The sequence below is a fragment of the Aliiglaciecola aliphaticivorans genome, from assembly GCF_054782055.1.
In genome coordinates, this window is record NZ_BAAGTF010000007.1 from 33,187 (window position 1) to 58,726 (window position 25,540).

The following is a 25,540-nucleotide window of genomic DNA, read 5'->3' on the forward strand; positions in this document are numbered from 1 at the left end:
TTTTGATTTATTGATTAATAATCGAAGTATATCAGCTATACTGTGTTTTTATACAACCAAAGGGCTGGTTTTGTGATTTTTAGCCAGCTTTATGAGAAATGATCTTGTAAATGAACGTTTATGCCCGCACATCCGTTCTTATTATTTAATCAAGCATATAACGACTAACCTGTGGCGATGGGTTAACTCAGGTGAGGAGAACTAAATGCCAATTGACAATTTCTGGAAAAGATTGAAAGCAGAAGCTGAAGAACTAGTGGAAAGTGAGCCTCTCTTAGCCAGTTATGTGCATGCTTGTATTCTTGCTCATCACAACTTCGAAACTTCCCTGAGCTTTATACTTTCGAATAAAATTCAAGATGAGGTGATGCCCGCCCTAGCGATTCGTGAAGTGCTTGATCAGGCCTATTTGTTAAAACCTGAAATCGTTGAATCAGCTATCGAAGATATTGAAGCGGTGTTAACCCGCGACCCCGCAGTGGATAAAATCCTCACAGTTTTGTTGTATTTCAAGGGGTTCCAGGCAATTCAAGGATATCGGTTATCGCACTATTTATGGGCACAAAATCGCAAACAACTTGCCTTGTTTGTGCAAAGTCGAAATTCTGAAGTGTTTGGTGTTGATATTCATCCGGCAGCCGTTATTGGCAAAGGTGTGATGTTTGACCATGCTACGGGCATCGTAATTGGCGAAACCGCGGTAGTGGAAGATCACGTTTCAATCTTACAGTCTGTGACCTTAGGGGGAACAGGAAACGAGTCTGGAGATCGTCATCCGAAAGTGCGTCAAGGGGTAATGGTCGGTGCCGGTGCTAAAATTTTAGGCAATATTGAAATTGGAGCGGGGGCTAAAGTGGGGGCGGGAAGTGTGGTTCTCAAAAACGTTCCCGAGCATGTAACCGTGGCGGGAGTGCCTGCTAAAATTGTTGGCGTACCTTGTTGCCCTAACCCTTGCGAAACGATGAATCAAAATATTTACGAAGATTAAATCTTTATAAATTTAATCTTCGATTAATAAACTTAATTCGGTTAGATCGTCTAATTGAACGTGGGGCAGTACGGTGGTTTTTTCTCCAGGAAGGTGCATTTTACGGTTGTAGGCATACCAGCCACTCTGCATACCCGCATTTATCGCGCCCATAACATCTTTTTCTAAATTATCACCCACATGCAGTACTTCTTTAGGGGTCACTTTTAGTGTGGAACTTGCCAATGCAAACATAGCGCCATGGGGTTTCATAGGGCGTTCTAAATTGGCTTTAAAACAATGACTGAAATACTCACTTAACCCAATTTGTTGCAGGTTAACGTTGCCGTTAGTAATGGCAACTAGCGGTAGTTTGTTCGCCAATTGTGCAAGCAAAGCATGTATTTCCTGATTTACTTGGAAGTTGCTTCTGTGGTGATAAAAGAACTCAAAACAATCGTCTACTGCCGAGCTAAGGTGTTGTTCCTGGTATCCGGCTTTTTGTAGGCCTGTTTGCAGGGTATGTTTACGCAAAGCTCCCATATCAGATGCTAGCTGGGGTTGATTTTGCAAGTGTTCTTGTTTGAACTGTTGCCAATCTTGAAAGGAAAATTGAGCTGTCTTCGGGTAGCTAGACGTCAAATAACTAAGCAGCTTTTTTTCCGCTTCCATAATAAAAGGATAGTTGTCGTACAACGTATCATCTAAATCAAAACTAATGGCTTTTATTGGAGAAAAATTCCGATAAAATTTCATTCGGCAATACCTACTATTTTACCTTTCACTGTTTCTTGTTGGTTATCGTTTAGGATCTCACGTCTATTTATTTTTTGCGAGATCTAGGATGCGTATTGTCGTACACCTTGGCCAAATGCTGGAAATCTAAATGGGTATAGACTTGGGTGGTCGACAGATTTGCATGGCCCAACAGTTCTTGTACGGCGCGCAAATCACCACTAGATTCTAGCATATGCGTGGCATAAGAATGTCGCAATTTATGTGGATTTACTTTTTGATCTACATGTTGTTTATGAGCCCATAATTCCATTCGCTTGGCGATTTGGCGATGGCTTATTCTGCGTTTATGCATGCTCACAAACAGAGCTTGTTCATCTGCCGGAGGCGTCATTTGACTTCGAACTCTAAGCCATTTATTTATCCATGTAGTGGCTGTCTTACCCACCGGAATGATCCGTTCTTTTCGGCCCTTACCTAGTACTCTTATTTGCCCTTTAGTGACGATGTCTTGCATATTTAAGCCAGACAGCTCTGCTAAACGTAAACCACAGCCGTATGTTAATTCCATCATCGCACGGTCTCGGATAGCGAGCACGGATTCAGGATCTATATCTAATAATTGACCTACCTGATCAACATTAAGGTGTTTTGGTAGCGGTCGTCCAAGTTTAGGCGTTTGCACTGCTTTTGCAGGATTGGTTTTAAGAATATTTTCGGCCACTAAAAACTGGCAAAAAGTACGCATAGCTGAAAGTCGTAATGCAATAGATCGGGGGGCCAGATTTTTGCGTCTAGCTTGGCTCAAAATCGACCTTATGTGCTGGGTAGTTAATTCAGACCAGCTTGTAATATTGAGCTGTTCAGTAACCGCCGTGAGTTGGCGATGGTAATTATCTAGTGTTTTTGCAGAAAGGTTTCTTTCGTACTTTAAAAACGAAAAAAATTTTTCCAGCCAGTGCTCTAAGGCTGGAGCATCCATCGCTAATACCCAGCCAAGTTTGGCAATAGTACATTTAAGAATTGTTGCAATTGCGTGATCAGTAAGGTATCCATATCTGGATTGAAATGACTAGGATCTTTGCTACCGATGGCCAATATACCCAATTCGCCTTTTTCTCCTAGCAACATAAGTGCAACAGATTCAACATTTCCATCTTTGAACAGTAATTGTGTTTCATGTTGGCTTAAGCGACCAAAGAAAAAACAGTCTTGTTTGAAGCGTTTTTCGATAAACAATTTACGTTGAATTTCCGGTAACGCATGGGCACCGCTAAACGATTTCAAGGTGACTGCAGATAAGAGCAGTTTTTGGCGCATTACATCTTCAAGTACGTCTTGGACTTCGCTGAAAAAACGGCAGCCTAATAACTGAAGATTAAGATCTGCATAAATACGATAAATTTGTTCGTTTTGCTTAGCGATTGAAATGAGTTGATTGAGTTTGTGGGATAGTTCGCGATTTTTCTTACGCAATTGCTCTGATTGCAACTCAACAAGGGATATACTGCCTTTTTGCTGGTGGGAAATCACTAGCTTTTCAGCCACTTGCGGATTTTTTACAAAAAAGTCAGGATTTTCCAATAAATAGTTTTTAACGTCTTTTTCGCTAACTACCTCTGCGACTTTTTCATAATTAGTCAGCATAGCCCTATCTACTTGTTGTTGTGCTGTATCACTCATATTATTAGGGTTCCATCAAAAATATGTTCTGCAGGGCCAGTCATTTTCAATACATTGTCTTTGCCTTGCCAACGTATTTTCAATGTGCCACCAGGTAGATCAACGCGTACATCTTTGCTTAGTTTACCTTGAATCTGACCAATTGCCACTGCTGCACACGCGCCAGTACCACAGGCTAATGTTTCACCCGCTCCGCGTTCGTGTACACGCAATTTTATATGGTTTTCATTAATGATTTGCATGAATCCAACATTTACATTTTCAGGAAATCTATCGTGGGCTTCAAGTAATGGACCAATAGTTTCTACATCAGCCGTTTGCACATCATCAACTTCAAGCACGCAATGGGGATTGCCCATAGACACAGAGCCAACCATAAAGGTTTTATCTTGTGCTCGAATCAAATAAATTCTTTCTTCTTTATTGGCTTTCAATGGGATTTTTGCAGGCTCGAAAATAGGCCGCCCCATATTTACAGTAACTTGACCGTCTTTTTCAAGATACAGCACTATCTTGCCAGACTTAGTACTGACAACAACCTTGTTACGGTTAGTTAACCCTTTTATTTTTACAAACTTTGCAAAGCACCTTGCGCCATTTCCACACTGCGATACTTCTGAACCATCGGCATTGAAAATTCGATAATGAAAGTCTTGTTCAGGATCGTACGGAGGTTCGACCAACAACAGCTGGTCAAATCCGATCCCAAAATTTCTATCAGCCAATTGCTGAATTTTGTCTTTTGAAAAAAACACATTTTGCGTGACATTATCTATAACGACAAAGTCGTTGCCCAGCCCATGCATTTTAGAAAATTGAATTTGCATTATTAATTCTAAAAGCTACTACTAAAAGTTTTATTACAGTTATATTAACCTACATATGCGGCGACCAAAATAGCTATTTTGCAGTCAATTTCCGACACACACTAAAAAACAATGAAAATCACCTTAGCTCATTCACATGAGTCGGCGATTAAAGAACGTGTTCCCCTTTCCAAAGGTCAGATAACATTTCCCGTTCTCGAGCTAAGTGTAAGCTGTTTTTATCAACGATTATTTCAGCTGGGCGACAGCGACTGTTGTAATTTGATGCCATCACAAAACCGTAAGCACCAGCACTACGTACCACCAATAAGTCATTTGGAACGATTTCTAGTTCACGGTCTTTGCCAATGAAATCCCCTGTTTCACAAATGGGACCCACAATGTCATAGGTTGCTTTTGGCTTTCCAGAGCTGAGCTCTGCAGGAATGATATTTTGCCAAGCAGAGTAAAGGGCTGGACGAATCAAATCATTCATGGCGGCATCAACAATCGCGAAATTCTTCTCTTCACCTTGCTTAATGAATTCTACTTTCGTAATGAGAATCCCCGCGTTTGCCATTATCGCTCGACCAGGTTCAAATATTAATTTCAACTCAGGTCGTTTCTCCATGCGCGTCATTAGCGCTTCAACATAGGCATCCGGATGGGGTGGGGTCTCATCTTTGTATGCAACTCCTAACCCACCGCCTACATCGAGATGACTGATGGTAATACCCAATTCAGCCAGCTCGTCAATCAGCGACAACATTCTATCTAGGGCGTCTACAAAGGGATCAATGTCTGTGAGCTGAGAGCCAATATGACAATCCATGCCTTTCACTTCCAGATGTTGGTAACTTGCCGCGAGTTTATAGGTGGCTACAGCGTTTTCTCTTGGTATTCCAAACTTGTTGGCTTTGAGTCCTGTTGAAATATACGGGTGAGTTTTGGCATCAACATCCGGGTTCACGCGAATTGAAATTGGCGCAACTACATTCAGTTTGGAGGCTACTTTGTTGATTCGCTCTAACTCAGGCTCAGACTCTACATTAAAACACAAAATGTTTTTAGACAGTGCAAATTCAATTTCTTGTTCGGTTTTACCGACCCCTGAAAACACTACTTTAGTTGGGTCGCCACCGGCTTCAATAACGCGAGATAATTCACCGCCTGAAACAATATCGAAACCAGAGCCTAATTTGGCCATTACCGATAGCACCGCTAAATTTGAATTCGCTTTTACCGCATAACAAATTAAGTGTGCATGCTTGCCAGCTGCTTGGTCAAACGCATGCCAATGACGCTCTATTGTTGCTCTGGAATATACATAACAAGGTGTCCCGAATTGTTCAGCTATCTGCTGGACGGGCACATCTTCGGCGTAAAGGGTAGAATCTTGATACTGAAAGTAATCCAACTACGATTGCTCCTCTGAGTCATCTATGTTTTGGTCTGTGGCTGGTGAGTTTTGCTCTGTTGGATGAATTAGATCACCCTTTACTCCACAACTGGAAATGATAAAAATGACCGCCAATAAGGAAAGTGCGCGCATGGCACAACGCAGATTTTTGAACACTGTAATCACCCAACCGTTACGAAAGTCTATATCATCCCATCAAAAGCAAAAAAAACAAGCATTGCTACTACCTGATTTGGGATAAGACATACAATAAATTACTAATTGTAGAGGTTTTTAGTAAGACCTTGTTTGAGACACCCATCGACTTTGTAATTGAGACACCCACCTAAAAGTTATCAAGACACCCATCCAAAAAGGAAATAGAGCCCGTGTAACTGAGACACCCATCGACGTTGTAATTGAGACATCCATCGAAATTGCCTATTTTGAGCCCTACCCAAAGTTGTTAGGACACCCACCCACTTTGTTTTCCGGATGGTAGGTGTTATCTGGACAGTCATGAATAAAATTACGTAGACAGGCACTTAATTTTTAGTCGTAGAGAGCGACTTTGTAATTGAGACACCCATCGAAATTGCCTATGCCATATTTGGGACATCCATGGGACAGCTATTTTAAGACACCCACCTGAAAAAGAGTGCCTAATAGGACAGCCATAGCCGTCACCTTGAGACACCCATCGACGTTGTAATTGAGACACCCACCCAAAAAGGAAATAGAGCCCACCGTAAAACAGGGGAGGTAGGCGTTTCGGGCTAAATAGCTTAAGTCTGGTTTGCGAGTGCCGAGCGTACTGAATCTGGAAAGTGGGTGTTTTTCCAGAGCTGCTCGCATAGGGTTTTTGTATCCAGATAGTCTCCTTCCATTAACCAGTCAATGAGTATGTCTGGCGAGTTGGGGTAGCTAATTGGTTCGGGCGAGTCTTTGCTTAGCCATTTGGATACGATTTGGGGATCTAGGCTGTCCATGCTTTCGCAGCGATTCATGCGTTCTAAGGTGATGCGATTTGAAGTTTGTTCGTATTGATTTTTAAGTGGCTTGACTAAGATTTTCTTACCCAGTTGCAAGCATTCGCTAGATAATTCAAATCCGCCATTGGCGATGACTCCGGCACATTCAAATAAAGCCTGTTGGAAGGTTTGTTTTGATAGTGGGCGCCACAGGCTATTGTCATTGGCGAAAGGGGCTTCTATGTCGGGGTGGTAACAAAGAAATTTTTCGTTGGGGAATTTTTCCAACAGTGATTTGATAGCCGCTATATTTTCAAATGGCAAATAGACCAATATATGTTCACCTGAAGTGGCTTTGCTGTAAGGCTCTTCAATAAAAGGCGGCATGATAGGAAAACCAAAGTGGTACCAATGCACCCCTAAATTAATATCGCAGGGAGCGAATGTACGCATCAGCAATCTATCGAGCCAGGTTTCACCTTGTTTGGGGACTTTGTGTTTAAACGCGGCCTGATGACTAATCGCAATGGAGGATAAGTCATTCATTTTGGCAGCCCAAGCCGTTACTGGTTCGAAGTCATTGAGAAGAACATGGTACTTTGCCACATTTAACTGTTTTACGTCTCTTATGAATTGCTTTACTTCGGCTTGTTTTAAGGTTTTCCAGCGGTCCACTTGGCCATTTTCGGTAATAAAGGTTAACCCCTTCACAGTGCGGTAATTTCCAAATACTTCCATGTCGAAATAGCGAGAGGGATCGCGACCGCTAAATATAAAGTCAACTTCAATGTCATCGCGTTTTGCAAATGCTTTAGCCATGATTCGTGCTCGAGCAATGTGGCCATTGCCCGTGCCTTGCACGCCATACAATATTTTCATTAATACTACTTAAACAAGGATAGAAAGACTCAACATTGAAATAATGATACCTAAAAAAGCACCGGCAACAATGTCACTTGGATAATGGACACCGAGCATTACTCTGGATAGTCCAATTAAACTTGCCCAGATGTATACTAAAACTGCTACGCTAGGGTAGAAGTGTGCCAATAGTGAAGCCATTAAGAAGGCCGCTGCAGTATGACCTGAGGGTAAACTAAATTTATCAGATGGCGTAATGTGAGATCGAAAATTATAGATTAAGTCGCAAGGCCGTTGGCGCTTAAAAAGTTTTTTCAAAATCACGTAGATGGGTAACTCTAGGGCGTACGCTAGTAAAGATGTATACAGGAAAATTGCCCCATCTTCGGGATCAAATGCACACAGAAGTACACCTAACAGCAAATAAACGTGTCCATCACCGCTTTTGGATATGTATTTAATGATTCGGCAATCGCGACCCGCGGTTACACCGAAAATCCAGCGGAATATGTGTGTATCAGCTCTGCCAAATGCATTCATCTCTAGGTACTCTTTCTATGTGTACTCATTGAGAATAAAAATAACCATTGAGTGTGAAGGCTAGTTGACAGAAAAACGAAACCTTTGTGACAAATATAAGTCATATTTATGACAATGAAGAAAACTCATCTAAGGTTTTACAAACTCGTTGCTAACAATTAACCTAGGGCTTTAATGCTGAAGTTGGACTCGCTGATGGAATACAACACCTCTGAATTGTGTGATTTATTTGCTGATAGTGTAGACGTTGTCGACCCTTTATTCGTAAATTATGGGGGTAGGCTTTCTTACGGTGGTGAGATTACAACCATTAAATGCCACGAAGATAAAGGCCTAATTGATAAAGTATTGTCTCAACCAGGAAAAGGCAAGGTGCTACTCATCGATGGCGGCGGATCGACTCGCCGTGCACTCATTGACGTAAACACTGCGCAAATTGCCATTGAAAATGACTGGGAAGGCATTGTTTGCTATGGCAGCGTGCGTGAAGTCGACCAACTTGAAGAACTTGATATTGGCATTCATGGGGTGGCGTCGATTCCCGTCAATGCTGCGTTTGAGCAAATAGGCGAGGTGGACGTTGCGGTAAATTTCGCGGGTGTTACTTTTTTGCCTGAAGATCATTTATACGCTGATAGTACTGGCATTATTTTATCGCCTGAACCTTTAGATATTGAATGAGGCTTGTGGGTTCCGCCGCAAGGTCGAGCATTTTTAACAGACATTGATTAACCTGGCTGTTCTTTAAATTGAACAGCCTGGTTGTCCCTTCTTTGTCGTCACGGTTTGCCCGCTGCATTCTGCATTGAGGCAGTTAAACAACTGAATTGTTTATTTTATAAAATTGAATTTAGATACGCCGCGATGCGAACGCCTGCCATCTGCAATCGTTGTTTAATCTCAGGCAAATGCTGATGTTGATATTGCCAACTGAGTTTTTCTTCTGAGGGGTAAGCTTGCTCACGCAACTGAATACTTTCCTTAATCCATACTTTGGGATCTGTTGTCTGCCACTGTTTAGCCATCTCTGGGGTAATTTTGCGACTTAGCCAATCTGTCCACTCAGTATAAGATAACTTTTTGTTGTCAATAATGCCGCTATCCCACACTCTGTGAAGATTCGATTCCTGCCAAAAGAACTCTACTTTGACATCATTTCCACCCCGATCCGTTCCATTACCGGCGTGCAATGGTTGATGTAAATCGCCAATAATATGCACAATAAAATGCAATGCTAATTGTCGGTCTTGTAAGGTTGCTTTTGGGTTTTTCAGGGTTGCAGAAAACGATACTAAGGCCGTATAAGCGTCCCCATGGGAAGGGGCGTGTTTGGAAGAATGATACTCAGAACCTTCGTCCACACTCACGTAATGCCAAGGTGGCGATGTCTTTTGCCAAAACTCCGATGGATCTGAGCGCATTTCGTCGGCTAAGGTGGATATTTCCGCCAATGACTGTGTTGGGTACAAAGCGTCGATTTTCGCTTTTGCATCATCGCTTAAATACTTTTCTGCGATGCTTGCTGTTACTCGGTGGCCAGTTTGACCCCAAGCCACTGCTTTAGAAGTTTGCAATAAACAAAGTGCAGCGATTGCAAATTGCGATAATTTTAAAACGCGAGAATTCAGGAACATGGTTTGCTTACTCTTACTTATTTCTGATAGCCCCAGCGAGGCATTAATTTTTGATCGATATTTAAATGGTCGAGAATTCTCGCCACTACAAAGTCAACTAAGTCTTCAATTCGTTTAGGTTGATGATAAAAGCCGGGGGCCGCGGGCATTATGGTTACACCCATTTGTGACAATTTCAGCATATTTTCAAGGTGAATGGTCGACAACGGCATCTCTCGGGGAACAAGGATCAACTGTCCCCGTTCTTTTATCACTACATCAGCCGCCCGCTCAATTAGGTTATCACTTTTACCTGTAGTAATGGCACTCAATGAGCCTGTTGAACAAGGGCAAACTACCATTTGTTTCGGTGCAGCAGAGCCTGAAGCTACAGGAGAGAACCACTCATCTTTACCGAAGACTTTGATTTGTTCAGGCTTAGCAGCAAAACGCTGAGTAAAAAATTCGCTACAGGTTTTTGGGTTGGCAGGTATCTTCAAGTCTTCTTCGGTCGCTAACACCACTCGAGCCGCCGAAGAGATCAGTAAATACACTTGATAATTAGCTGCCACTAGGGTTTCAAGTAGACGCAACCCGTAAGGAGCGCCAGACGCGCCAGTAAAAGCCAGTGTTATTTTTTTATCAAAATTCATGTTTGCTCAGTTGCTCTAGTAAACGTGCATGAATGCCGCTAAAACCACCATTACTCATGACCAAAATATGGTCTCCAAGAGCAACATTTTGCAACAGCGCAGCAATAATGTCGTCTACATTATCATATACTTTTGCAGGAACGTCTGAACCTGCGATGAGTTGTGCCAAAGACCAGTCTAAATTGCTGGGTTGAAACAATAATACCTGATCGGCATGTCCCCAAGATTTAGCTAAGGTGTGTTTATGTACCCCCATTTTCATGGTGGCTGAACGGGGCTCCAAAACTGCAAAGATCCGCGCATCTTTGACTTTATGTCTGAGGCCTTCGAGGGTGGTCGCGATGGCCGTGGGATGGTGGGCGAAATCATCGTAAACCGTGATGTTATTAACTACCCCACGGGTTTCCATTCGCCTTTTGGCATTCACGAATTGACCTAAGGCTTCAATTGCTAAGTCGGGTTTTACACCGGCATGACGGGCTGCCGCTATAGCCATTATTCCATTGTGAACATTGTGTTGGCCAATCAGTGGCCAATTCACCCGCCCCAACTTGGTTTTATCCAACAACACATCAAATTCACTGCCATCATCAGACTGGTTTTCTGCTTGCCAGTCAGTGCCGATATATTGGATGGGTGTCCAACAACCTTGTTTCAAAACCTGTGCGATATTTTCATCCGCAGCGGGGGCGAGAGCCAATCCATTGCCGGGCAAAATACGCATTAGGTGGTGAAACTGCTTTTGAATAGCGGCTAAGTTTTCGAAAATATCTGCATGGTCGAACTCTAAGTTGTTTAGCACTAAAGTGCGTGGATGATAGTGCACAAATTTGGAGCGTTTATCAAAAAATGCACTGTCGTATTCGTCAGCTTCAATAACGAAAAAAGGAGATTCTCCTAAGCGAGCTGAAATGCCAAAATTTTCTGGGACCCCGCCAATTAAAAATCCAGGTTGCAAGCCCGCATATTCAAGGATCCATGCAATCATACTGGCAGTGGTGGTTTTACCATGGGTTCCAGAGGCTGCGATGACCCACCTTTGTTTTAATACGTTTTCCGACAACCATTGGGGGCCACTGGTGTACGTTAAGTTGCGATTTAGTACCTCTTCTACACATGGATTACCCCGTGACATGGCATTGCCAATTATCACCATATCCGGCTCTGGTCTGAGTTGTGAAGGGTCAAATCCTTGGGTTAATGGAATTCCTAAGGACTCTAATTGCGTGCTCATTGGCGGGTAAACATTGGCATCAGAACCACTTACATGGTGTCCCATTGACTTGGCAATGGCGGCAATCCCCCCCATAAAGGTGCCGCAAATTCCGAGAATATGAATATGCATAACTTCGATTGTATCAATAAAATTTGGCTAAGATTAACAGAGATTGGAATGCCAACAAATGGATATTCACTTAACTTGTTGTTTTTTGTGCTGAGTTTTGTGTTTAATAAAGGTACACTTTATTAATGTGTTCTATGATTAGTAATGATTACTGTCAAAACCATGTCTTTTATAAATTCTAAAATAGGCTTTCACAAGAATGAAACGACTCAATTCACAATTGCAAGAAGATGGCGCTCCAATGGAGCTAATATTGTTGATCCGCACTTTATTAGCAGGTTGCAAGGAAATTTCTTTTAGGGTTAGTCAAGGTGCATTAGCAGGCGTGCTAGGTTCTTTGTTAAGTGAAAATGTTCAAGGCGAAACGCAGAAGAAGCTTGACGTTATTTCTAACCAGATTCTAAAAGATATTTTGAAAGAATCTGGCTATGTGAAGGCCATTTCTTCAGAAGAAGAGGATGATGTTGTAGGTTGTCATCCTGAAGGTAAATATTTAGTGAGCTTCGATCCACTTGATGGCTCATCAAATACCGATATCAATAGTTTGATTGGTACTATTTTTTCGATTACCCACGCGCCACAATGGATGGAGCCGGATGACCCTTCTGCGTTTTTGCAGCCAGGTACGCAAATTGTTGCAGCAGGCTATGTGCTTTATGGTCCTTCTACAATGTTGGCAATGAGTACCGGACGAGGAACTCATATCTATACCCTTGATAAAACTCACGGTGGTTTCCTGTTAACCGAAGCGAATGTTGAAGTACCTGCGCAAACTAAAGAGTTTTCCATCAACAGCTCAAACCAGCGCCACTGGGAAGAGCCTATGCAGAACTACATAAACGATTTATTGGCGGGGGATGAAGGTCCTAGAGGCAAAAACTTCAATATGCGCTGGGTTGGTGCCATGGTTGGTGACATCCACCGTATACTTTCTCGTGGTGGACTGTTTGCCTATCCATTTGATAAACGTAATCCGAAAATTGCGGGTAAATTGCGTTTGTTGTATGAAGCTAACCCTATGTCATTTCTAATCGAACAGGCTGGTGGCGCTGCAACAACGGGGGACAGACGAATTTTGGAAGTTATGCCGGAAGAAATTCATCAACGAGTTCCGGTTATCATGGGCTCAAAAGAAGAAGTAGAGACTTGCGTCACCTATTACGCAAAAAAATAGTCTGATTTTAAACTGACATTAATGAATTGAGGGCGTCGGATTAGTACTTGCGCCCTTTTTTGTGGAGTTTTTTTGACGACTCACGGCACAAATTCATAATAATCCGTGAGTGAATGACACATAATACTTTAAAACAACCAGAATAAGACCAAGGTAGTGATTTCATCTTGCACTGGAAGTCTTTATAATTACGCTAATTTACGTTAAATCACAACTTAAAGGTATCAATCAATGAGCTTAAATGCTGTTCCAGCCGGTAAAAACTTGCCAGATGAAGTGAATGTCATCATCGAAATCCCAGCCCACGCTGACCCAGTAAAATATGAAGTAGATAAAGATACTGGTGCTATATTTGTTGATCGTTTCATGGCAACTTGTATGCACTACCCAACTAACTACGGCTATGTACCTCAGACACTTTCTTTAGACGGTGACCCTGTTGATGTTTTAGTGATGACTCCGTTCCCTTTGTTGGCCGGTTCAGTCATTAAATGTAGACCAGTGGGTGTTTTGAAAATGACCGATGAGTCAGGGGAAGATGCTAAAGTTTTAGCTGTGCCAATTGATAAACTGTCTACTATCTATCGTGAAGTAAAAGAAATCGATCAGGTTCCAGAGCTAACTAAGCAACAAATTGAACATTTCTTCGCTCATTATAAAGATTTAGAGCCTAACAAATGGGTGAAAATCGAAGGTTGGGGAAATTGTGAAGACGCTAAAGCCGAAATTGTTGATAGTGTAAAGCGCTACGAAGCAGAATAATCCCTTAGTTTTGACCGCACTACTAAAAAGGCTAACCTCGGGTTAGCCTTTTTTTTGAATTTTTGGCGAGCCAAGTATTTTTCGACAAAATCCTGTAAACTTACCTTTCTTTATTAATACCTGTTTATGATGATTTTCATATTCGTCCCTCAAATGGCTCGACAATAGAAACATGAAGCTAAATTCGATTCGAACTAATCCCCAGTTGTTGTTATTGGCCATGGCGTTTGTGATGCCCTTGGTGTTTTCTGTTTGGAATGCGCTATTAAACAACTTTGTGGTGGAAAAAGCGCAATTTAGCGGTGCTGAAATAGGTATGCTGCAAAGTCTACGAGAAGTACCTGGTTTTCTAGCATTTACAGCCGTTTTTTTACTTTTGGTGATTAAAGAGCAAACCTTTGCAATGCTCTCTCTTGCACTTATGTGTGTTGGAGTGGCAATGACTGGTTTCTTTCCATTTGAAATCGGCTTGTACTGCACAACAGTGATTATGTCCGTTGGTTTTCATTATTTTGAAACCATCAACCAATCATTAACCTTGCAGTGGTTAGGAAAAGACAAAACGGCCCACTTTATGGGGCAGCAATTGGCGGTGAAAAGTTTCGCTTCTTTATTTGCGTACGGCAGTATTTGGTTATTGATGGAATATGTGGGAATAAGTTATCAAACCATGTACATGCTTGCTGGTGGCCTAGGTTTAATGATAGTCATATTTTTGTGGGGCTTGTTCGCGCAATTTAAACAACCTTCTACCCAACATAAACATATGTTTTTGCGAAAACGTTATTGGTTATATTATTGCCTGACGTTCTTCAGTGGTGCCCGCCGTCAAATATTTATGGTTTTTGCCTCATTTATGATGGTTGAAAAATTTGGTTATAGTGTAGGGGAAATCAGTCTACTTTTTATTATTAACTATGTATTTAACTTGTTTTTCGCTGGCAAAATTGGTAGCTGGATTGCCAAAGTAGGTGAGCGGCGAGCACTAACAGTAGAATACCTTGGTCTAATCGTTATTTTTGTCAGTTATGCATTGGTAACCAGTTCCCAGTGGGCGGCTGTTTTATATGTGCTCGATCATCTTTTTTTCGCAATGGCTATCGCCATGAAAACCTACTTTCAAAAAATAGCTGATCCTCGAGATATTGCCTCTACAGCTGGGGTAAGCTTTACTATTAATCATATTGCTGCTGTGGTGATCCCTGCATTATTAGGTATCGTTTGGTTAACTTCGCCGTTATTGGTATTTTTCATTGGTGCTAGCTTTGCTGTATGTTCTTTATTGTTAGCATTGAATATACCCGACTCTCCAGATGCCGGTAATGAAGTGAGAAAGAACCCATTAGGTTGGGCTAATCAAACCATACAAGAGGCTGGCAAGGGCAGCGTAACGGCAATACCTGAAGAATCAACAACTATTAAGCCCATTGTATAAGGATGAACTAAAATGATGCGTGCTCTTAGACTGAGTTTGTTATTTGCTTTGTTAGTTAATACTAACTTTGCTTTTGCTGAGCCTACGGAAGTGTTTTGGGAAGATTTAGTACCTAAAAACTATGTTGCGCCGCCTGTCGACATTGACCACGCTATATCCACCGGTCAGCAAAACCTATCCGCTCCTGTAGTGACCAAATTCAACAATATGGAAGTGAAGATACCGGGGTTTGTTGTTCCTCTCGAGGGAAATCAAGACAACATTACGGAGTTTTTACTGGTTCCATTTTTTGGGGCCTGTATTCATGTACCCCCGCCACCGCCTAATCAAATTGTTTATGTGAAAATTCCAAAGGGGGTGCCAGCAATGGCTTTGACCGATGTGGTTTGGGTAGTTGGCACTTTGACGACGGAAAGTTGGAGCGGTGAAATTGCTACAGTAGGGTACACCTTGCAAGGACAAGAAGTATTGCCCTATGACGGTTAACTGAGGTTAGGGTTTCTTATTTAGCCCTAACCGGTATAAATGCGTTCAGCCTGATTAAACAAGACCCAAGAGGTTAGAATGTATTTGTCGTTGGAAACCGGCACACAACCTCTGTGGGTATGGGTAAAATAGGCTGGCGCAATGACCATTCTGCCCGCTTTGGGTTGCACTGACTTATCTTGATAATAAAAATCTGTACTGCCACCTTCATCTACGTCATTTAAATAAAACATAAATAATAAAATGCGATGAAGTGCATCGTTATTGCCCGCTTGGGGATAAACTTCAGAGTGCCAATAGGGATATCCGCCTTTTTGCTTCTGATATTTCTGGGCGTTAATATCACCGATACGAAATAGATATTGCACTAAATTTTGTAAATTGGGTTTGCCCACAGTCTCGAAGTTTTCTTGGGTCAATTTAACCGGCAGGCCGGTGTTGGGATCTTTTACGGTTAATCCAATCGGCCCAATTAATGCAAAAAAGTACTTTTCAAAATAGGCCATCAATTGTTGGGATAACAAGGGGAGCAACGCCTGATATTCGGCTTGAAACTCAGCATTCTGGACGATGGATACGTCTTTACTTAGTTTTTTGTCAGTATCGACACCGCCACCGGTTCGGCCTTGCTGTGTATTTTTACTGTTTTCAAAACGTTGGATGAATCCGTCACACAACTTTTGCGGCACCACGTTATCGATGACTTCAATAAAATCCTTCATTACTCAGCTTCCACCTGAGGATAAATATGCTCGTGAAGTTGGGATTTGATGCTTTCATCTATTGGCACTGCTTTATTGGCTTTAAAATCAAAGCGCACTAGGGTAGTCGTACCTGAGGCTACTTTCTGATCTTGTTGCCAAATCTCTTGATATGTATCGAAAGAACTATTGCCAATTCTGCTCACATAAGTGCGCACTTCCACTGGTTTGCCGTAAAATATCTGTAAATGAAAATCGATTTTGTAACTGGCCAAAATCAGTGGCCAGTTTTTCAAATCTAGATCTGGAGTGAAAAATTTGAAGATGGGCTCTCTACCGCATTCAAACCAGCCAGCAACCACAGTGTTGCTGACATGGGCTAAACCATCTGTTTCATAAAATCTAACGTTAAACTTTTCGCTAAACATACTCTATCTGTATTCCATTATGCCTGTCTGGCGTCGTCTAATATTGGTTTAAGGAAATGAGCTGTATGAGAGCCTTTCACCTTGCTAACCTCTTCTGGCGTGCCTTGAGCGATAATATTACCGCCGCCTGAACCCCCTTCAGGCCCCAAATCGACTATCCAATCTGCGGTTTTTATCACATCCAGATTGTGTTCAATAACCACTACGGTATTACCGTGATCCCGAAGCCTATGCAACACTTCCAATAATTGTTTTATATCGTGGAAATGCAATCCTGTTGTGGGTTCATCCAAAATATACAGGGTTTGGCCGGTATCACGTTTGGATAGTTCTTTGGCAAGTTTCACCCGTTGGGCTTCCCCGCCAGAAAGGGTTGTCGCAGACTGTCCTAAACGAATGTATGACAAACCTACGTCCATTAGGGTTTGCAGTTTACGGGCAATCGCTGGAATGGCATCGAAGAATTCACGGGCTTCTTCCACCGTCATATCGAGCACTTGATTAATATCTTTGCCCTTGTAGGTTACTTCTAACGTTTCGCGGTTATAACGTTTGCTTTTGCACACGTCACAAGGCACATACACATCGGGTAAAAAGTGCATTTCCACTTTAATTAGACCATCTCCCTGACAAGCTTCACAACGTCCGCCTTTGACGTTAAAACTAAATCGTCCTGGCTTGTAACCGCGAGAGCGTGCCTCTTGGGTAGCAGCAAACATTTCTCGAATGGGAGTGAATATACCTGCGTAAGTTGCAGGATTTGAACGCGGTGTGCGGCCGATTGGACTCTGGTCGATATCAACCACTTTATCTAGTTGATCTAGGCCTGTTATGTCTTTGTAAGGAGCAGCTTCACCTGTGGTCGCACCGTTTAAGGCGTGATGTGCTAACTTATAAAATGTATCGTTGACCAAGGTCGATTTGCCAGAGCCAGAGACGCCGGTTACACAGGTCATGAGTCCAATTGGGATATGTAAATCTACTTGCTGAAGGTTATTTCCCGTTGCACCAGTTAATTTCACCCATTTATCGTCTTTGACTTTATTACGTTCTTTAGGGATTTCTATTCGCTCTCTACCGGAAAGGTATTTCCCTGTAAGTGAGTCTTCACTTTTTAATATGTCTTCGAGGCTACCTTCAGCAACAATTTGGCCGCCGTGTACGCCCGCTCCTGGTCCGATATCAACAATATAGTCGGCTTCTTTGATGGCATCTTCATCATGCTCTACAACGATAACCGTGTTACCTAAATCCCGAAGGTGTCTAAGGGTTTTTAACAAGCGTTCGTTGTCGCGTTGATGCAAGCCGATTGAGGGTTCATCTAAAACGTACATAACCCCTACTAAGCCTGCACCAATTTGACTGGCTAAGCGGATGCGCTGGGCCTCGCCACCGGATAAGGTATCGGCACTTCTTGACATAGAAAGGTAGTTCAAACCCACGTTAACCAGAAAACTTAAGCGGTCGTTAATTTCTTTTAGAATCTTTTCCGCGATCTGTGCACGCTGTCCGCTTAAATCTAATTGGTCAAAAAATTCCAGAGCATCAGAGATGGACATCTCGGTAATGCTTGGTAGTGCTGTTTCACCAATAAATACGTTTCTAGCTTCTAATCGCAAGCGGGCTCCGCCACAACTATTACAGTGTTGTTGGCTAAGGTATTTAGACAGCTCTTCACGCACAGCATTAGATTCTGTCTCTTTATAGCGGCGGTCCATATTTGGAATAATGCCTTCAAATGGATGCTTGCGCTCCATGATGTCGCCGCGATCGTTAATGTACTTAAACTTAATTGCGGTTCCTTTGCTGCCGAACAAAATAACATCTTTATGTTTGCTATCAAGTTCTTCAAAGGGAACCGTAAGGCTGAATCCGTAATGATCAGCAACGGCTTGTAACATCTGAAAATAATAGTAACTGCGTTTGTCCCAGCCGCGAATCGCGCCCCCAGACAAACTTAATTCTTGGTTACTAACAATTTTTCCAGGATCGAAAAACTGTTTGTTTCCTAAACCGTCACAGGTAGGACAGGCACCTGCAGGGTTATTAAAGGAAAATAACCTAGGCTCGAGTTCAGCCATGCTGTAACCACAGTGGGGACACGCAAAGTTGGCTGAAAATACCAATTCGTCTTTCGCTAAGTCATCCATAAAGGCGACCTTGGCGGCACCTGCGGATAACTGCAATGCAGTTTCAAAAGACTCAGATAACCTTAACGCTAAATCGTCACGCACTTTGAAACGGTCGACCACCACTTCAATGGTGTGCTTTTTATGTAGGTCGAGCTGAGGCGGATCGGAAAGGTCACAGACCTCACCATCAATGCGTGCGCGTATGTAACCTTGTGCAGCTAAACCCTCAAGGGTTTTTATGTGCTCGCCTTTGCGCTCTTGCACAACAGGTGCAAGTAACATTAACTTGGTGCCTTCTTCCATCTCTAGCACTCGGTCGACCATTTGACTTACCGTTTGTGCCGCTAAGGGAACATGGTGAGTAGGGCATCGAGGCTCACCTACGCGGGCATATAACAAGCGCAGGTAATCGTAAATTTCAGTGATGGTGCCCACCGTAGAGCGTGGGTTATGAGACGTTGACTTTTGCTCGATGGAGATAGCCGGTGATAAACCTTCAATATGGTCAACATCGGGCTTTTCCATCATCGACAAAAATTGTCTGGCATAGGCGGAAAGGGATTCTACATAACGCCGTTGCCCTTCAGCATATAAAGTATCAAAAGCTAAAGAAGATTTACCCGAACCCGACAGGCCTGTAATAACAATTAGCTTGTCACGGGGAAGCGTTATATTGACGTTTTTCAGATTGTGGGTGCGCGCACCCCTAACTTCAATTTTATCCATGGATCCAAAATGTTGCCCGACCAAAAGATCAGTATTACATAATTGCAAATCATGCTCTATTCAGAACGGGCTATTATTCCAAAAAAAGCGTAAATTTTTTATTTAAAACGTGTTTTTAACCATCTATCGCCTATTTTAATGCTGTGATAAACTTCGCGGCCAATATTTAGTATTCACTTCTTAATCAATTTAATGGGCAAAAGATTTTTGTAATCCATGTTGTTGATTCAGGAAGACGTCAATTAGCTTTATTTTAAACCATAGTGATTTGTTTTGAACGCAACTGAATTACGTGCCGCCTTATCTCTTGCCTTTATCTATGTCCTAAGAATGTTGGGACTATTTATGGTGATGCCAGTTTTAGCCATATTAGCCCAAGACTACCCTGATTACTCTGTTCTAATGGTGGGAATTGCCATTGGTGGATATGGTTTAACCCAAGCTATATTGCAAATTCCCATGGGAATGTTTTCAGACAAATTTGGCCGCAAACCTATCATTATTGTGGGCTTGTTGCTGTTTTCGTTAGGCAGTTTAATTGCAGGTTTTGCTGACAGTATGTGGATGCTAGTGTTAGGGCGCATACTGCAAGGTACAGGGGCCATCGCAGGGGCTATTATGGCATTAGCTGCGGACGTTAGTCGCGAAAATCAGCGACCTAAAGTGATGGCGATTATTGGTATTGCCATCGGCTTTTCATTTTACTTAGCACTCATGATTGGGCCAATGATTTCTAATCTGTGGGGGTTATCTGGGATATTTTTTGTCACCGCGGTATTAGCTATTTTATGTATATTTATAGTTGGTTTTGTGGTCCCTTCACAGCACAAAAGTGCACCTTCAGGAGATACCTTACCCACCTGGAAAGATGTGGCTAATTTGTTTGGTGATAAACAAATTCAAAAGTTAAACATCAGTGTTTGTTTATTGCATATGATGATCACTCTGTTTTTCATGCAGTTGCCGGTAATGCTTCAACAAATGGGGTTAATGGTTGAAGTGCAATGGAAGCTCTATTTGCCGGTATTGTTAAGTTCTATTGTTGGTTTAACGGTGCTGATAGGGCTAAATCGCAAAGTTTCACAGAAAGTGCTGATGTTAGTGTCGATTTTACTGCTAATGATTGCCTGTGCTGGATTATCTTTATCAACAACTTTATTCGCTGTAGCCGCTTTCGCGGTGGTCTTTTTTAGTGGTTTTAATTATTTAGAAGCAAACTTACCTGCATGGGTTTCGAGCATCGCACCGGCTGGCAAAAAAGGCTCTGCCATGGGGATGTATGCCAGTTTTCAGTTCTTTGGTGCGTTTTTAGGGGGAATGTTAGCCGGAGTTCTCAATCAATATTTCTCCCCTTCAGAAGTACTAATGTGTGCCATTGGCATTTTGCTTGTTTGGACAGGCATCGTATTTAATTTGAAAAGCGTGGGTAAATATCGACGCTATACTTTAAGTGGAGTGAGCCGGGCTGCAGATTTAGAGCGTCTAAAAAAGCAGCTGTTGGCTATGCCTGGGGTAGTTGATCTTGCCTTGGTGGCCCACGAAAATAGTGTTTATGTGAAAGCCACTGCAGAATTTAATCTTCGACAAGCGCAACAAATCGTCCTCGATACTGCATCCGGTCAAGCGTAAGCCGGCACTTAATGTCTTCGAAGGATGGATTGTATTAAGTTAAACTTAATGCCAATTTTGGTGAGAATATAAATGACTAATTTAATCCCTTGGCGCTCGTTATTGTTTCTACCTGCTAATAATCAAAAATTTATTGAAAAAGCCCATACTCGTGGCGCTGATGGTTATATTCTAGATTTAGAAGATAGTATTCCTCCTGACCACAAAACCACTGCACGGGCGAATATTGTAACTGCTGCTAAAGTCGTGGCGAAAGACGGCGCTGATACCTTAGTTAGAATAAACTCCGGACTGCGACTCGCAATAAGAGATTTAGAAGCGGTAATTGATCCTCAGGTTTGCGCCATAGTTATCCCGAAAGTCAGCAGTGCGGCCCATATCCAATTAATTGCTGAGACAATCGATGAACTGGAACATGAAAAGCAAATGCCCCCGGGGTATACGCGACTGATTGCGCAAATTGAACACGTTGATGTGATGTCTAAATTAGACGAAATCGCTAATAGCTCTCGCCGCTTAGTGGCCATGACTATGGGCACGGAAGATTTGTCTTTGTCCATTGGCATGGAACCCATCACTGAAGCACTTGTTGGCCCTTGTCAGCAATTAATTATGGCGTGTCGGCGGGCAAATATCATACCTATGGGGTTTCCTGCTTCCATCGCGGATTTTAGCGATACTGACAAGTTTCAGGTCGTTGCCGAGCTTGCCAGCAAAATAGGGTTTTCTGGTGCGCCTTGTGTACACCCAATGCAAGTTAAAGTATTGAATCAAGTCTTTATGCCCTCTGAACAACAAGTAAAACAGGCCAATGACATAATTCGGTCTTTCCAGCAACAATATGAGCAGGGGACAGGGGCCACTAATTTTGCCAATAAAATGATTGATTTACCTGTGGTGAAACGAGCAGAAAATCTTTTGAAAAGGCTAAATCGGTAAAACTAGACTAGCTCAATGAGTAAATTGATTTATATTAATGGTAAGTAATTTAAACTGAATTTAGTTCTGATTTTATTGAGATAAAACTAACTATTCGGGTTACAATACTGCGGATAAATACGAACAATGATGCCAAGTTTTTTAACTAAATTGGCAGCGAACATACCTTTTCTACATAAATATTTAGGTAAGTTTCTGAATTTAATAACCAATTTAGAAATATCTGCTTGGATGCTAAATAAGTATGTCTTGAGACATACAAGAAATGGGAAAGACAACTTGTTTAGCAACGAATAATAGGAGTAAACATGGCAACTAAAGGTGTCAACAAAGTCATTTTAGTGGGTAATATTGGACAAGATCCAGAAGTTAGATACATGCCCAACGGTAATGCAGTAGCAAATTTAAGTTTGGCTACCAGTGAAAGTTGGAAAGACCAAAGTGGGCAGATGCAAGAGCGCACCGAATGGCATAGATTGACCATGTATCGTCGTTTAGCTGAAATTGCCGGTGAATATTTGCGTAAAGGGTCGCAAATTTATGTAGAAGGCAAACTGCAAACGCGTAAATGGCAAGATCAAAGTGGTCAAGACAAATACACTACTGAGATTATTGTTGATCAAATGCAGATGTTAGGAGGTCGTGGAGGCCAATCTGACAATCAGCAAGGTGGCTATTCGAATCAAGGTCAAGGCGGTGGTCAATATAACCAAGCGCCACAAAAGCCTGCACAAGCACCACAGCAGAATTACGCTAAACCACCACAACAAGGCGGTGGACAGCAATACGGCAACGCACCTCAACAGAATCCAGGTGCGAATCAACAAAATCCAGGGAATAAGCCGCCTATGGCTGAGCCTGACTTTGATTTTGATGATGATATTCCGTTCTAACCAAAGACAAAACTGGAAATGTTGAAAAACACCCTAGAAAGCCGCTATTAAGCGGCTTTTTTATGGCAACCTTTACGCTTTAATTAATAATTGTATTTAACTTAATTCAATTTCAACGGAGGGCTAACATTATAACTTAGTGGTCTGCTTTTATACTCGGTTGATTCTGTTATTGTACTTTCCCTAAATTGTCATCAATATGTTAATGTTACGAGTTAATGATTGATCGCAACTATTTGCAATACGGTTTTTGAAAAAAGGAACTCAAGCTTAATGAACCTAAAAAAGTTCTCTGTTACTTTGCTATCCATTGGGATTAGTATTTCGTCTTTCGCCCTCAGTGCAAAAGAACACCCAAATCTTATTCTGACCGAGCCCGGTGTGGAAAGAATTAGAGCGAATTTAGGCCAAGTTCCTTTATTTGATGAGTCTCTTGCTCGCATAAAACGAGAAGTTGATGTAGAGATTGCAACCGGTATCGATACCCCAATTCCAAAGGATTTTTCTGGCGGTTATACCCACCAACGTCACAAATTAAACTTCTTTACTGCGCAAAAAGCTGGTGTGCTGTACCAAGTTTTAGAAGACGAAAAGTATGCCAAATATATCCGTGATATGTTGTTTCAGTATGAAGCAATGTACAAAGATCTACCGCTTCATCCACAAGAGCGCTCTTATGCCAGAGGAAAGCTATTTTGGCAGTGTCTAAACGACAGTAACTGGTTGGTTTACATGAGCCAGGCTTATGATGCCATTTACGATTACTTGAGTGAGAGTGAGCGCGACAAGCTTGAAACAAATTTATTTCGCCCTTTTGCTGACTTTATTTCATTAGAAAACCCACAGTTTTTCAACCGCGTACATAACCACAGTACATGGGGGATCACGGCTGTAGGTATGATTGGTTTGGTAATGGATGACGAAGAACTTATTCAACGTGCACTTTATGGCATTGAAGATGACGGTTTAGAAGTCGGTGGTAAAGACAACGACGGCGGAACAATTAAAGTCGAAGGGCAACGCAAAGGTTTCTTTGCCAACCTAGAAGAACCTTTCTCACCTGACGGTTATTATACTGAAGGACCTTATTATCAGCGTTATGCCATGTACCCATTCTTAATATTGGCACTGGCAATGGAAAATAACCGCCCAGAAATGAAAGTGTTACAGCATAAAAATAACGTGTTACTCAAAGGGGTTAACGCGTTACTGAATTTGTCTGATGCTGATGGTGAATTTTTCCCAATTAACGATGGCCAAAAAGGCATGTCCTATTACACCAGTTCTTTAGTTTCAGCGGTTAATCTGGCGTATTTTTATGGCGATAAAAACCCTGAGCTACTCAGTATCGTTGAAAAACAAGGGCAGGTACTTATTGATGAGTCTGGCTTAGCGGCGGCAATAGGTGTACGCGACGGCGAAGCTAAACCATTCACCAAAAAATCAATTAATCTAAGTGATGGTATTGATGGTAAACAAGGGGGAATCGGCATATTGCGTTATGGCAATGAAGATCTCACTTTAGTCTTTAAATATGCGGCTCAGGGCCTGAGCCATGGTCACTACGATAAGCTTTCTTATTCTTTGTATGAAAAAGGTGATGAAGTTTTACAGGATTACGGATTAGCCCGCTTTGTTAATATTGAACAAAAAGGCGGCGGTAACTATCTTAAAGAGAACACGACTTGGGCAAAAACAACCATTGCTCACAATACCTTATCTGTAAATGAGAAAAAGCACTTTAATGGTAGCTATGATATTGCCAGTCAACATCATTCTGAGTTGTTTACCTTCGATGCTGAAAAAGACAATGTTCAGGTGGTGAGTGCCACAGAAAGCAATGCTTACCCTGGCACATCTATGCATCGCACTATGGCAATGATTAAGGATGAAAGCTTTGAGAAAGCCTTTTTACTCGATATCATGCGTGTTAAATCAGATAGCAAAAATCAATATGATCTCCCGTATTACTTTATGGGACAGGTTTTGGATATGAACTTTGCTTATGACTCTCCTAAAGTCCTGCGTCCGTTAGGAGAAGATAATGGTTATCAACATCTTTTCGTTGAAGGCAAAGGCAATGGAGTGAACGGAAATTCAAAATTTTCATGGTTAGGTAATGGCAAGTATTACACCTTAACGGCCGTGACGGATAACGATGATGAGTTGCTTTTCACCCGCATTGGCGCTAATGATCCTGAATTTAACTTGCGCCGTGATGCCTCTTTGTTATTGAGCCCCATGGCTCCTACGGACCTGTGACTGAGTTATCACAAAATTCAAAAAGTAATATCGCAGATTTAAACGTAGTAGTGGATAACAAGAACTACACTGGAGTGACTATTACAGACTTGGCAGGTAATCAGCAGTTATTCATTATTGCCAACGATAATGCCTCAAAAACTGCCAAGCATAGCTTGAAAGTTAATGGCAAAAAATATAGTTGGACGGGGCCTTATTTCTACCAATAAAAAATAAGCATCAACCATATTAAACACCAGCCGTAGGATTCTCTGTTGCAATCCAGTGATATTGCAAAAATATGCACAGAGATGAAGACGGCTTTTTTAATTGAAATCGCCTTCTCCTCGTCTCTACCTCTATCAATACTCCTCTACTGTAAATCTACCGTGTTTTTTAGGCGCTTTTTTGGTATTTGTTT

General features: G+C 42.0%; 23 protein-coding genes and 1 pseudogene. 10 read left to right on the top strand and 14 right to left on the bottom strand.

Annotated elements, in window-relative coordinates:
• The first annotated feature begins 205 nt into the window (after window positions 1-205).
• Window positions 206-988, top strand: a complete 783-nt coding sequence (gene cysE / locus ACYVIL_RS04445) for a serine O-acetyltransferase (protein ID WP_303476817.1) — start codon at window positions 206-208, stop codon at window positions 986-988.
• A gap of 12 nt (window positions 989-1,000) precedes the next feature.
• Here the strand turns inward: cysE and ACYVIL_RS04450 are convergent, their stop codons facing one another.
• The 8 genes from ACYVIL_RS04450 to ACYVIL_RS04485 form a co-directional block, all read right to left on the bottom strand.
• Entirely contained in the window at window positions 1,001-1,723 is a 723-nt protein-coding gene (locus ACYVIL_RS04450; RefSeq protein WP_460311723.1) for an HAD-IA family hydrolase, read from the bottom strand.
• Between the two features lie 67 nt (window positions 1,724-1,790).
• The gene (gene xerC, locus ACYVIL_RS04455; protein WP_303476819.1) at window positions 1,791-2,684 is read right to left on the bottom strand and encodes a tyrosine recombinase XerC; all 894 of its coding nucleotides are present in this window, start codon (window positions 2,682-2,684) and stop codon (window positions 1,791-1,793) included.
• A gap of 2 nt (window positions 2,685-2,686) precedes the next feature.
• Window positions 2,687-3,385 (bottom strand): DUF484 family protein, encoded by a 699-nt coding sequence (locus ACYVIL_RS04460; protein ID WP_460311724.1) that lies wholly within the window; start codon window positions 3,383-3,385, stop codon window positions 2,687-2,689.
• Complete coding sequence (gene dapF / locus ACYVIL_RS04465; protein ID WP_460311725.1) at window positions 3,382-4,212, bottom strand: diaminopimelate epimerase; 831 nt, start codon at window positions 4,210-4,212, stop codon at window positions 3,382-3,384. The genes ACYVIL_RS04460 and dapF overlap by 4 nt, the downstream gene beginning before the upstream one ends.
• 148 nt (window positions 4,213-4,360) lie before the next feature.
• Window positions 4,361-5,608 carry a diaminopimelate decarboxylase gene (gene lysA / locus ACYVIL_RS04470; protein ID WP_303476825.1) on the bottom strand — a complete coding sequence of 416 codons (1,248 nt, stop codon included), beginning with the start codon at window positions 5,606-5,608 and terminating at the stop codon, window positions 4,361-4,363.
• Entirely contained in the window at window positions 5,609-5,767 is a 159-nt protein-coding gene (locus ACYVIL_RS04475; protein WP_460311726.1) for an LptM family lipoprotein, read from the bottom strand.
• A gap of 608 nt (window positions 5,768-6,375) precedes the next feature.
• On the bottom strand, window positions 6,376-7,440 hold the full coding sequence (locus tag ACYVIL_RS04480) for an MJ1255/VC2487 family glycosyltransferase (RefSeq protein ID WP_460311727.1): 1,065 nt from the start codon (window positions 7,438-7,440) through the stop codon (window positions 6,376-6,378).
• A gap of 9 nt (window positions 7,441-7,449) precedes the next feature.
• Window positions 7,450-7,962 (bottom strand): phosphatase PAP2 family protein, encoded by a 513-nt coding sequence (locus ACYVIL_RS04485; RefSeq protein ID WP_303476834.1) that lies wholly within the window; start codon window positions 7,960-7,962, stop codon window positions 7,450-7,452.
• 195 nt (window positions 7,963-8,157) lie between these two features.
• Here ACYVIL_RS04485 and rraA point away from each other — a divergent pair, with 195 nt between their 5' ends.
• The gene (gene rraA / locus ACYVIL_RS04490; protein ID WP_303476936.1) at window positions 8,158-8,643 is read left to right on the top strand and encodes a ribonuclease E activity regulator RraA; all 486 of its coding nucleotides are present in this window, start codon (window positions 8,158-8,160) and stop codon (window positions 8,641-8,643) included.
• 155 nt (window positions 8,644-8,798) lie between these two features.
• Here rraA and ACYVIL_RS04495 read toward each other — a convergent pair whose 3' ends face one another.
• From ACYVIL_RS04495 to mpl, 3 genes are read right to left on the bottom strand one after another with little or no spacing between them, the layout of a single operon-like run.
• Window positions 8,799-9,596, bottom strand: coding sequence for a S1/P1 nuclease (locus ACYVIL_RS04495; protein ID WP_460311728.1), 798 nt, complete (start codon window positions 9,594-9,596; stop codon window positions 8,799-8,801).
• 17 nt (window positions 9,597-9,613) lie between these two features.
• Window positions 9,614-10,228, bottom strand: a complete 615-nt coding sequence (locus ACYVIL_RS04500; RefSeq protein WP_460311729.1) for a flavin prenyltransferase UbiX — start codon at window positions 10,226-10,228, stop codon at window positions 9,614-9,616.
• On the bottom strand, window positions 10,218-11,573 hold the full coding sequence (mpl, locus tag ACYVIL_RS04505) for a UDP-N-acetylmuramate:L-alanyl-gamma-D-glutamyl-meso-diaminopimelate ligase (protein WP_460311730.1): 1,356 nt from the start codon (window positions 11,571-11,573) through the stop codon (window positions 10,218-10,220). The genes ACYVIL_RS04500 and mpl overlap by 11 nt, the downstream gene beginning before the upstream one ends.
• Before the next feature lie 199 nt (window positions 11,574-11,772).
• On the opposite strand from mpl, the gene ACYVIL_RS04510 reads away from it, so the two are divergent.
• The 4 genes from ACYVIL_RS04510 to ACYVIL_RS04525 all read left to right on the top strand — a co-directional run bounded on the left by ACYVIL_RS04510 (window position 11,773) and on the right by ACYVIL_RS04525 (window position 15,430).
• Window positions 11,773-12,747: a class 1 fructose-bisphosphatase gene (locus tag ACYVIL_RS04510; protein WP_303476843.1), complete on the top strand. Its 975-nt coding sequence runs from the start codon at window positions 11,773-11,775 to the stop codon at window positions 12,745-12,747.
• Window positions 12,748-12,978: 231 nt separating this feature from the next.
• Entirely contained in the window at window positions 12,979-13,509 is a 531-nt protein-coding gene (gene ppa, locus ACYVIL_RS04515) for an inorganic diphosphatase (RefSeq protein ID WP_303476844.1), read from the top strand.
• A 172-nt stretch (window positions 13,510-13,681) separates the two neighbouring features.
• The gene (locus ACYVIL_RS04520; protein WP_303476846.1) at window positions 13,682-14,944 is read left to right on the top strand and encodes an MFS transporter; all 1,263 of its coding nucleotides are present in this window, start codon (window positions 13,682-13,684) and stop codon (window positions 14,942-14,944) included.
• A gap of 12 nt (window positions 14,945-14,956) precedes the next feature.
• Complete coding sequence (locus tag ACYVIL_RS04525; protein ID WP_303476848.1) at window positions 14,957-15,430, top strand: DUF3299 domain-containing protein; 474 nt, start codon at window positions 14,957-14,959, stop codon at window positions 15,428-15,430.
• 26 nt (window positions 15,431-15,456) lie between these two features.
• On the opposite strand, the gene ACYVIL_RS04530 is transcribed toward ACYVIL_RS04525, so the two are convergent.
• From ACYVIL_RS04530 to uvrA, 3 genes are read right to left on the bottom strand one after another with little or no spacing between them, the layout of a single operon-like run.
• Window positions 15,457-16,152, bottom strand: coding sequence for a 2OG-Fe(II) oxygenase (locus ACYVIL_RS04530; protein WP_460311731.1), 696 nt, complete (start codon window positions 16,150-16,152; stop codon window positions 15,457-15,459).
• Window positions 16,152-16,559 carry an acyl-CoA thioesterase gene (locus tag ACYVIL_RS04535; protein WP_303476853.1) on the bottom strand — a complete coding sequence of 136 codons (408 nt, stop codon included), beginning with the start codon at window positions 16,557-16,559 and terminating at the stop codon, window positions 16,152-16,154. The genes ACYVIL_RS04530 and ACYVIL_RS04535 overlap by 1 nt, the downstream gene beginning before the upstream one ends.
• Window positions 16,560-16,576: 17 nt before the next feature.
• Window positions 16,577-19,417, bottom strand: a complete 2,841-nt coding sequence (gene uvrA / locus ACYVIL_RS04540; RefSeq protein WP_460311796.1) for an excinuclease ABC subunit UvrA — start codon at window positions 19,415-19,417, stop codon at window positions 16,577-16,579.
• A 273-nt stretch (window positions 19,418-19,690) separates the two neighbouring features.
• Between uvrA and ACYVIL_RS04545 the strand changes: the two genes are divergently transcribed.
• The 4 genes and pseudogenes from ACYVIL_RS04545 (at window position 19,691) to ACYVIL_RS04560 (ending at window position 25,349) form a co-directional block, all read left to right on the top strand.
• Window positions 19,691-21,046, top strand: a complete 1,356-nt coding sequence (locus ACYVIL_RS04545; protein WP_460311732.1) for an MFS transporter — start codon at window positions 19,691-19,693, stop codon at window positions 21,044-21,046.
• A 72-nt stretch (window positions 21,047-21,118) separates the two neighbouring features.
• Window positions 21,119-21,985: an HpcH/HpaI aldolase/citrate lyase family protein gene (locus tag ACYVIL_RS04550; RefSeq protein WP_460311733.1), complete on the top strand. Its 867-nt coding sequence runs from the start codon at window positions 21,119-21,121 to the stop codon at window positions 21,983-21,985.
• Between the two features lie 308 nt (window positions 21,986-22,293).
• Window positions 22,294-22,878 (top strand): single-stranded DNA-binding protein, encoded by a 585-nt coding sequence (gene ssb / locus ACYVIL_RS04555; RefSeq protein ID WP_303476861.1) that lies wholly within the window; start codon window positions 22,294-22,296, stop codon window positions 22,876-22,878.
• 273 nt (window positions 22,879-23,151) lie between these two features.
• Window positions 23,152-25,349: pseudogene (locus tag ACYVIL_RS04560) on the top strand (alginate lyase family protein).
• The last annotated feature ends 191 nt before the right edge of the window (window positions 25,350-25,540 follow it).

Bases quoted from the DNA above. Each gene is read 5' to 3' on its own strand.
- cysE (WP_303476817.1), top strand. From the start codon at position 206: ATGCCAATTGACAATTTCTGGAAAAGATTGAAAGCAGAAGCTGAAGAA.
- ACYVIL_RS04450 (WP_460311723.1), bottom strand. From the start codon at position 1,723: ATGAAATTTTATCGGAATTTTTCTCCAATAAAAGCCATTAGTTTTGAT.
- xerC (WP_303476819.1), bottom strand. From the start codon at position 2,684: ATGGATGCTCCAGCCTTAGAGCACTGGCTGGAAAAATTTTTTTCGTTT.
- ACYVIL_RS04460 (WP_460311724.1), bottom strand. From the start codon at position 3,385: ATGAGTGATACAGCACAACAACAAGTAGATAGGGCTATGCTGACTAAT.
- dapF (WP_460311725.1), bottom strand. From the start codon at position 4,212: ATGCAAATTCAATTTTCTAAAATGCATGGGCTGGGCAACGACTTTGTC.
- ACYVIL_RS04480 (WP_460311727.1), bottom strand. From the start codon at position 7,440: ATGAAAATATTGTATGGCGTGCAAGGCACGGGCAATGGCCACATTGCT.
- ACYVIL_RS04485 (WP_303476834.1), bottom strand. From the start codon at position 7,962: ATGAATGCATTTGGCAGAGCTGATACACACATATTCCGCTGGATTTTC.
- rraA (WP_303476936.1), top strand. From the start codon at position 8,158: ATGGAATACAACACCTCTGAATTGTGTGATTTATTTGCTGATAGTGTA.
- ACYVIL_RS04495 (WP_460311728.1), bottom strand. From the start codon at position 9,596: ATGTTCCTGAATTCTCGCGTTTTAAAATTATCGCAATTTGCAATCGCT.
- ACYVIL_RS04500 (WP_460311729.1), bottom strand. From the start codon at position 10,228: ATGAATTTTGATAAAAAAATAACACTGGCTTTTACTGGCGCGTCTGGC.
- mpl (WP_460311730.1), bottom strand. From the start codon at position 11,573: ATGCATATTCATATTCTCGGAATTTGCGGCACCTTTATGGGGGGGATT.
- ACYVIL_RS04510 (WP_303476843.1), top strand. From the start codon at position 11,773: ATGAAACGACTCAATTCACAATTGCAAGAAGATGGCGCTCCAATGGAG.
- ppa (WP_303476844.1), top strand. From the start codon at position 12,979: ATGAGCTTAAATGCTGTTCCAGCCGGTAAAAACTTGCCAGATGAAGTG.
- ACYVIL_RS04520 (WP_303476846.1), top strand. From the start codon at position 13,682: ATGAAGCTAAATTCGATTCGAACTAATCCCCAGTTGTTGTTATTGGCC.
- ACYVIL_RS04525 (WP_303476848.1), top strand. From the start codon at position 14,957: ATGATGCGTGCTCTTAGACTGAGTTTGTTATTTGCTTTGTTAGTTAAT.
- ACYVIL_RS04530 (WP_460311731.1), bottom strand. From the start codon at position 16,152: ATGAAGGATTTTATTGAAGTCATCGATAACGTGGTGCCGCAAAAGTTG.
- ACYVIL_RS04535 (WP_303476853.1), bottom strand. From the start codon at position 16,559: ATGTTTAGCGAAAAGTTTAACGTTAGATTTTATGAAACAGATGGTTTA.
- uvrA (WP_460311796.1), bottom strand. From the start codon at position 19,417: ATGGATAAAATTGAAGTTAGGGGTGCGCGCACCCACAATCTGAAAAAC.
- ACYVIL_RS04550 (WP_460311733.1), top strand. From the start codon at position 21,119: ATGACTAATTTAATCCCTTGGCGCTCGTTATTGTTTCTACCTGCTAAT.
- ssb (WP_303476861.1), top strand. From the start codon at position 22,294: ATGGCAACTAAAGGTGTCAACAAAGTCATTTTAGTGGGTAATATTGGA.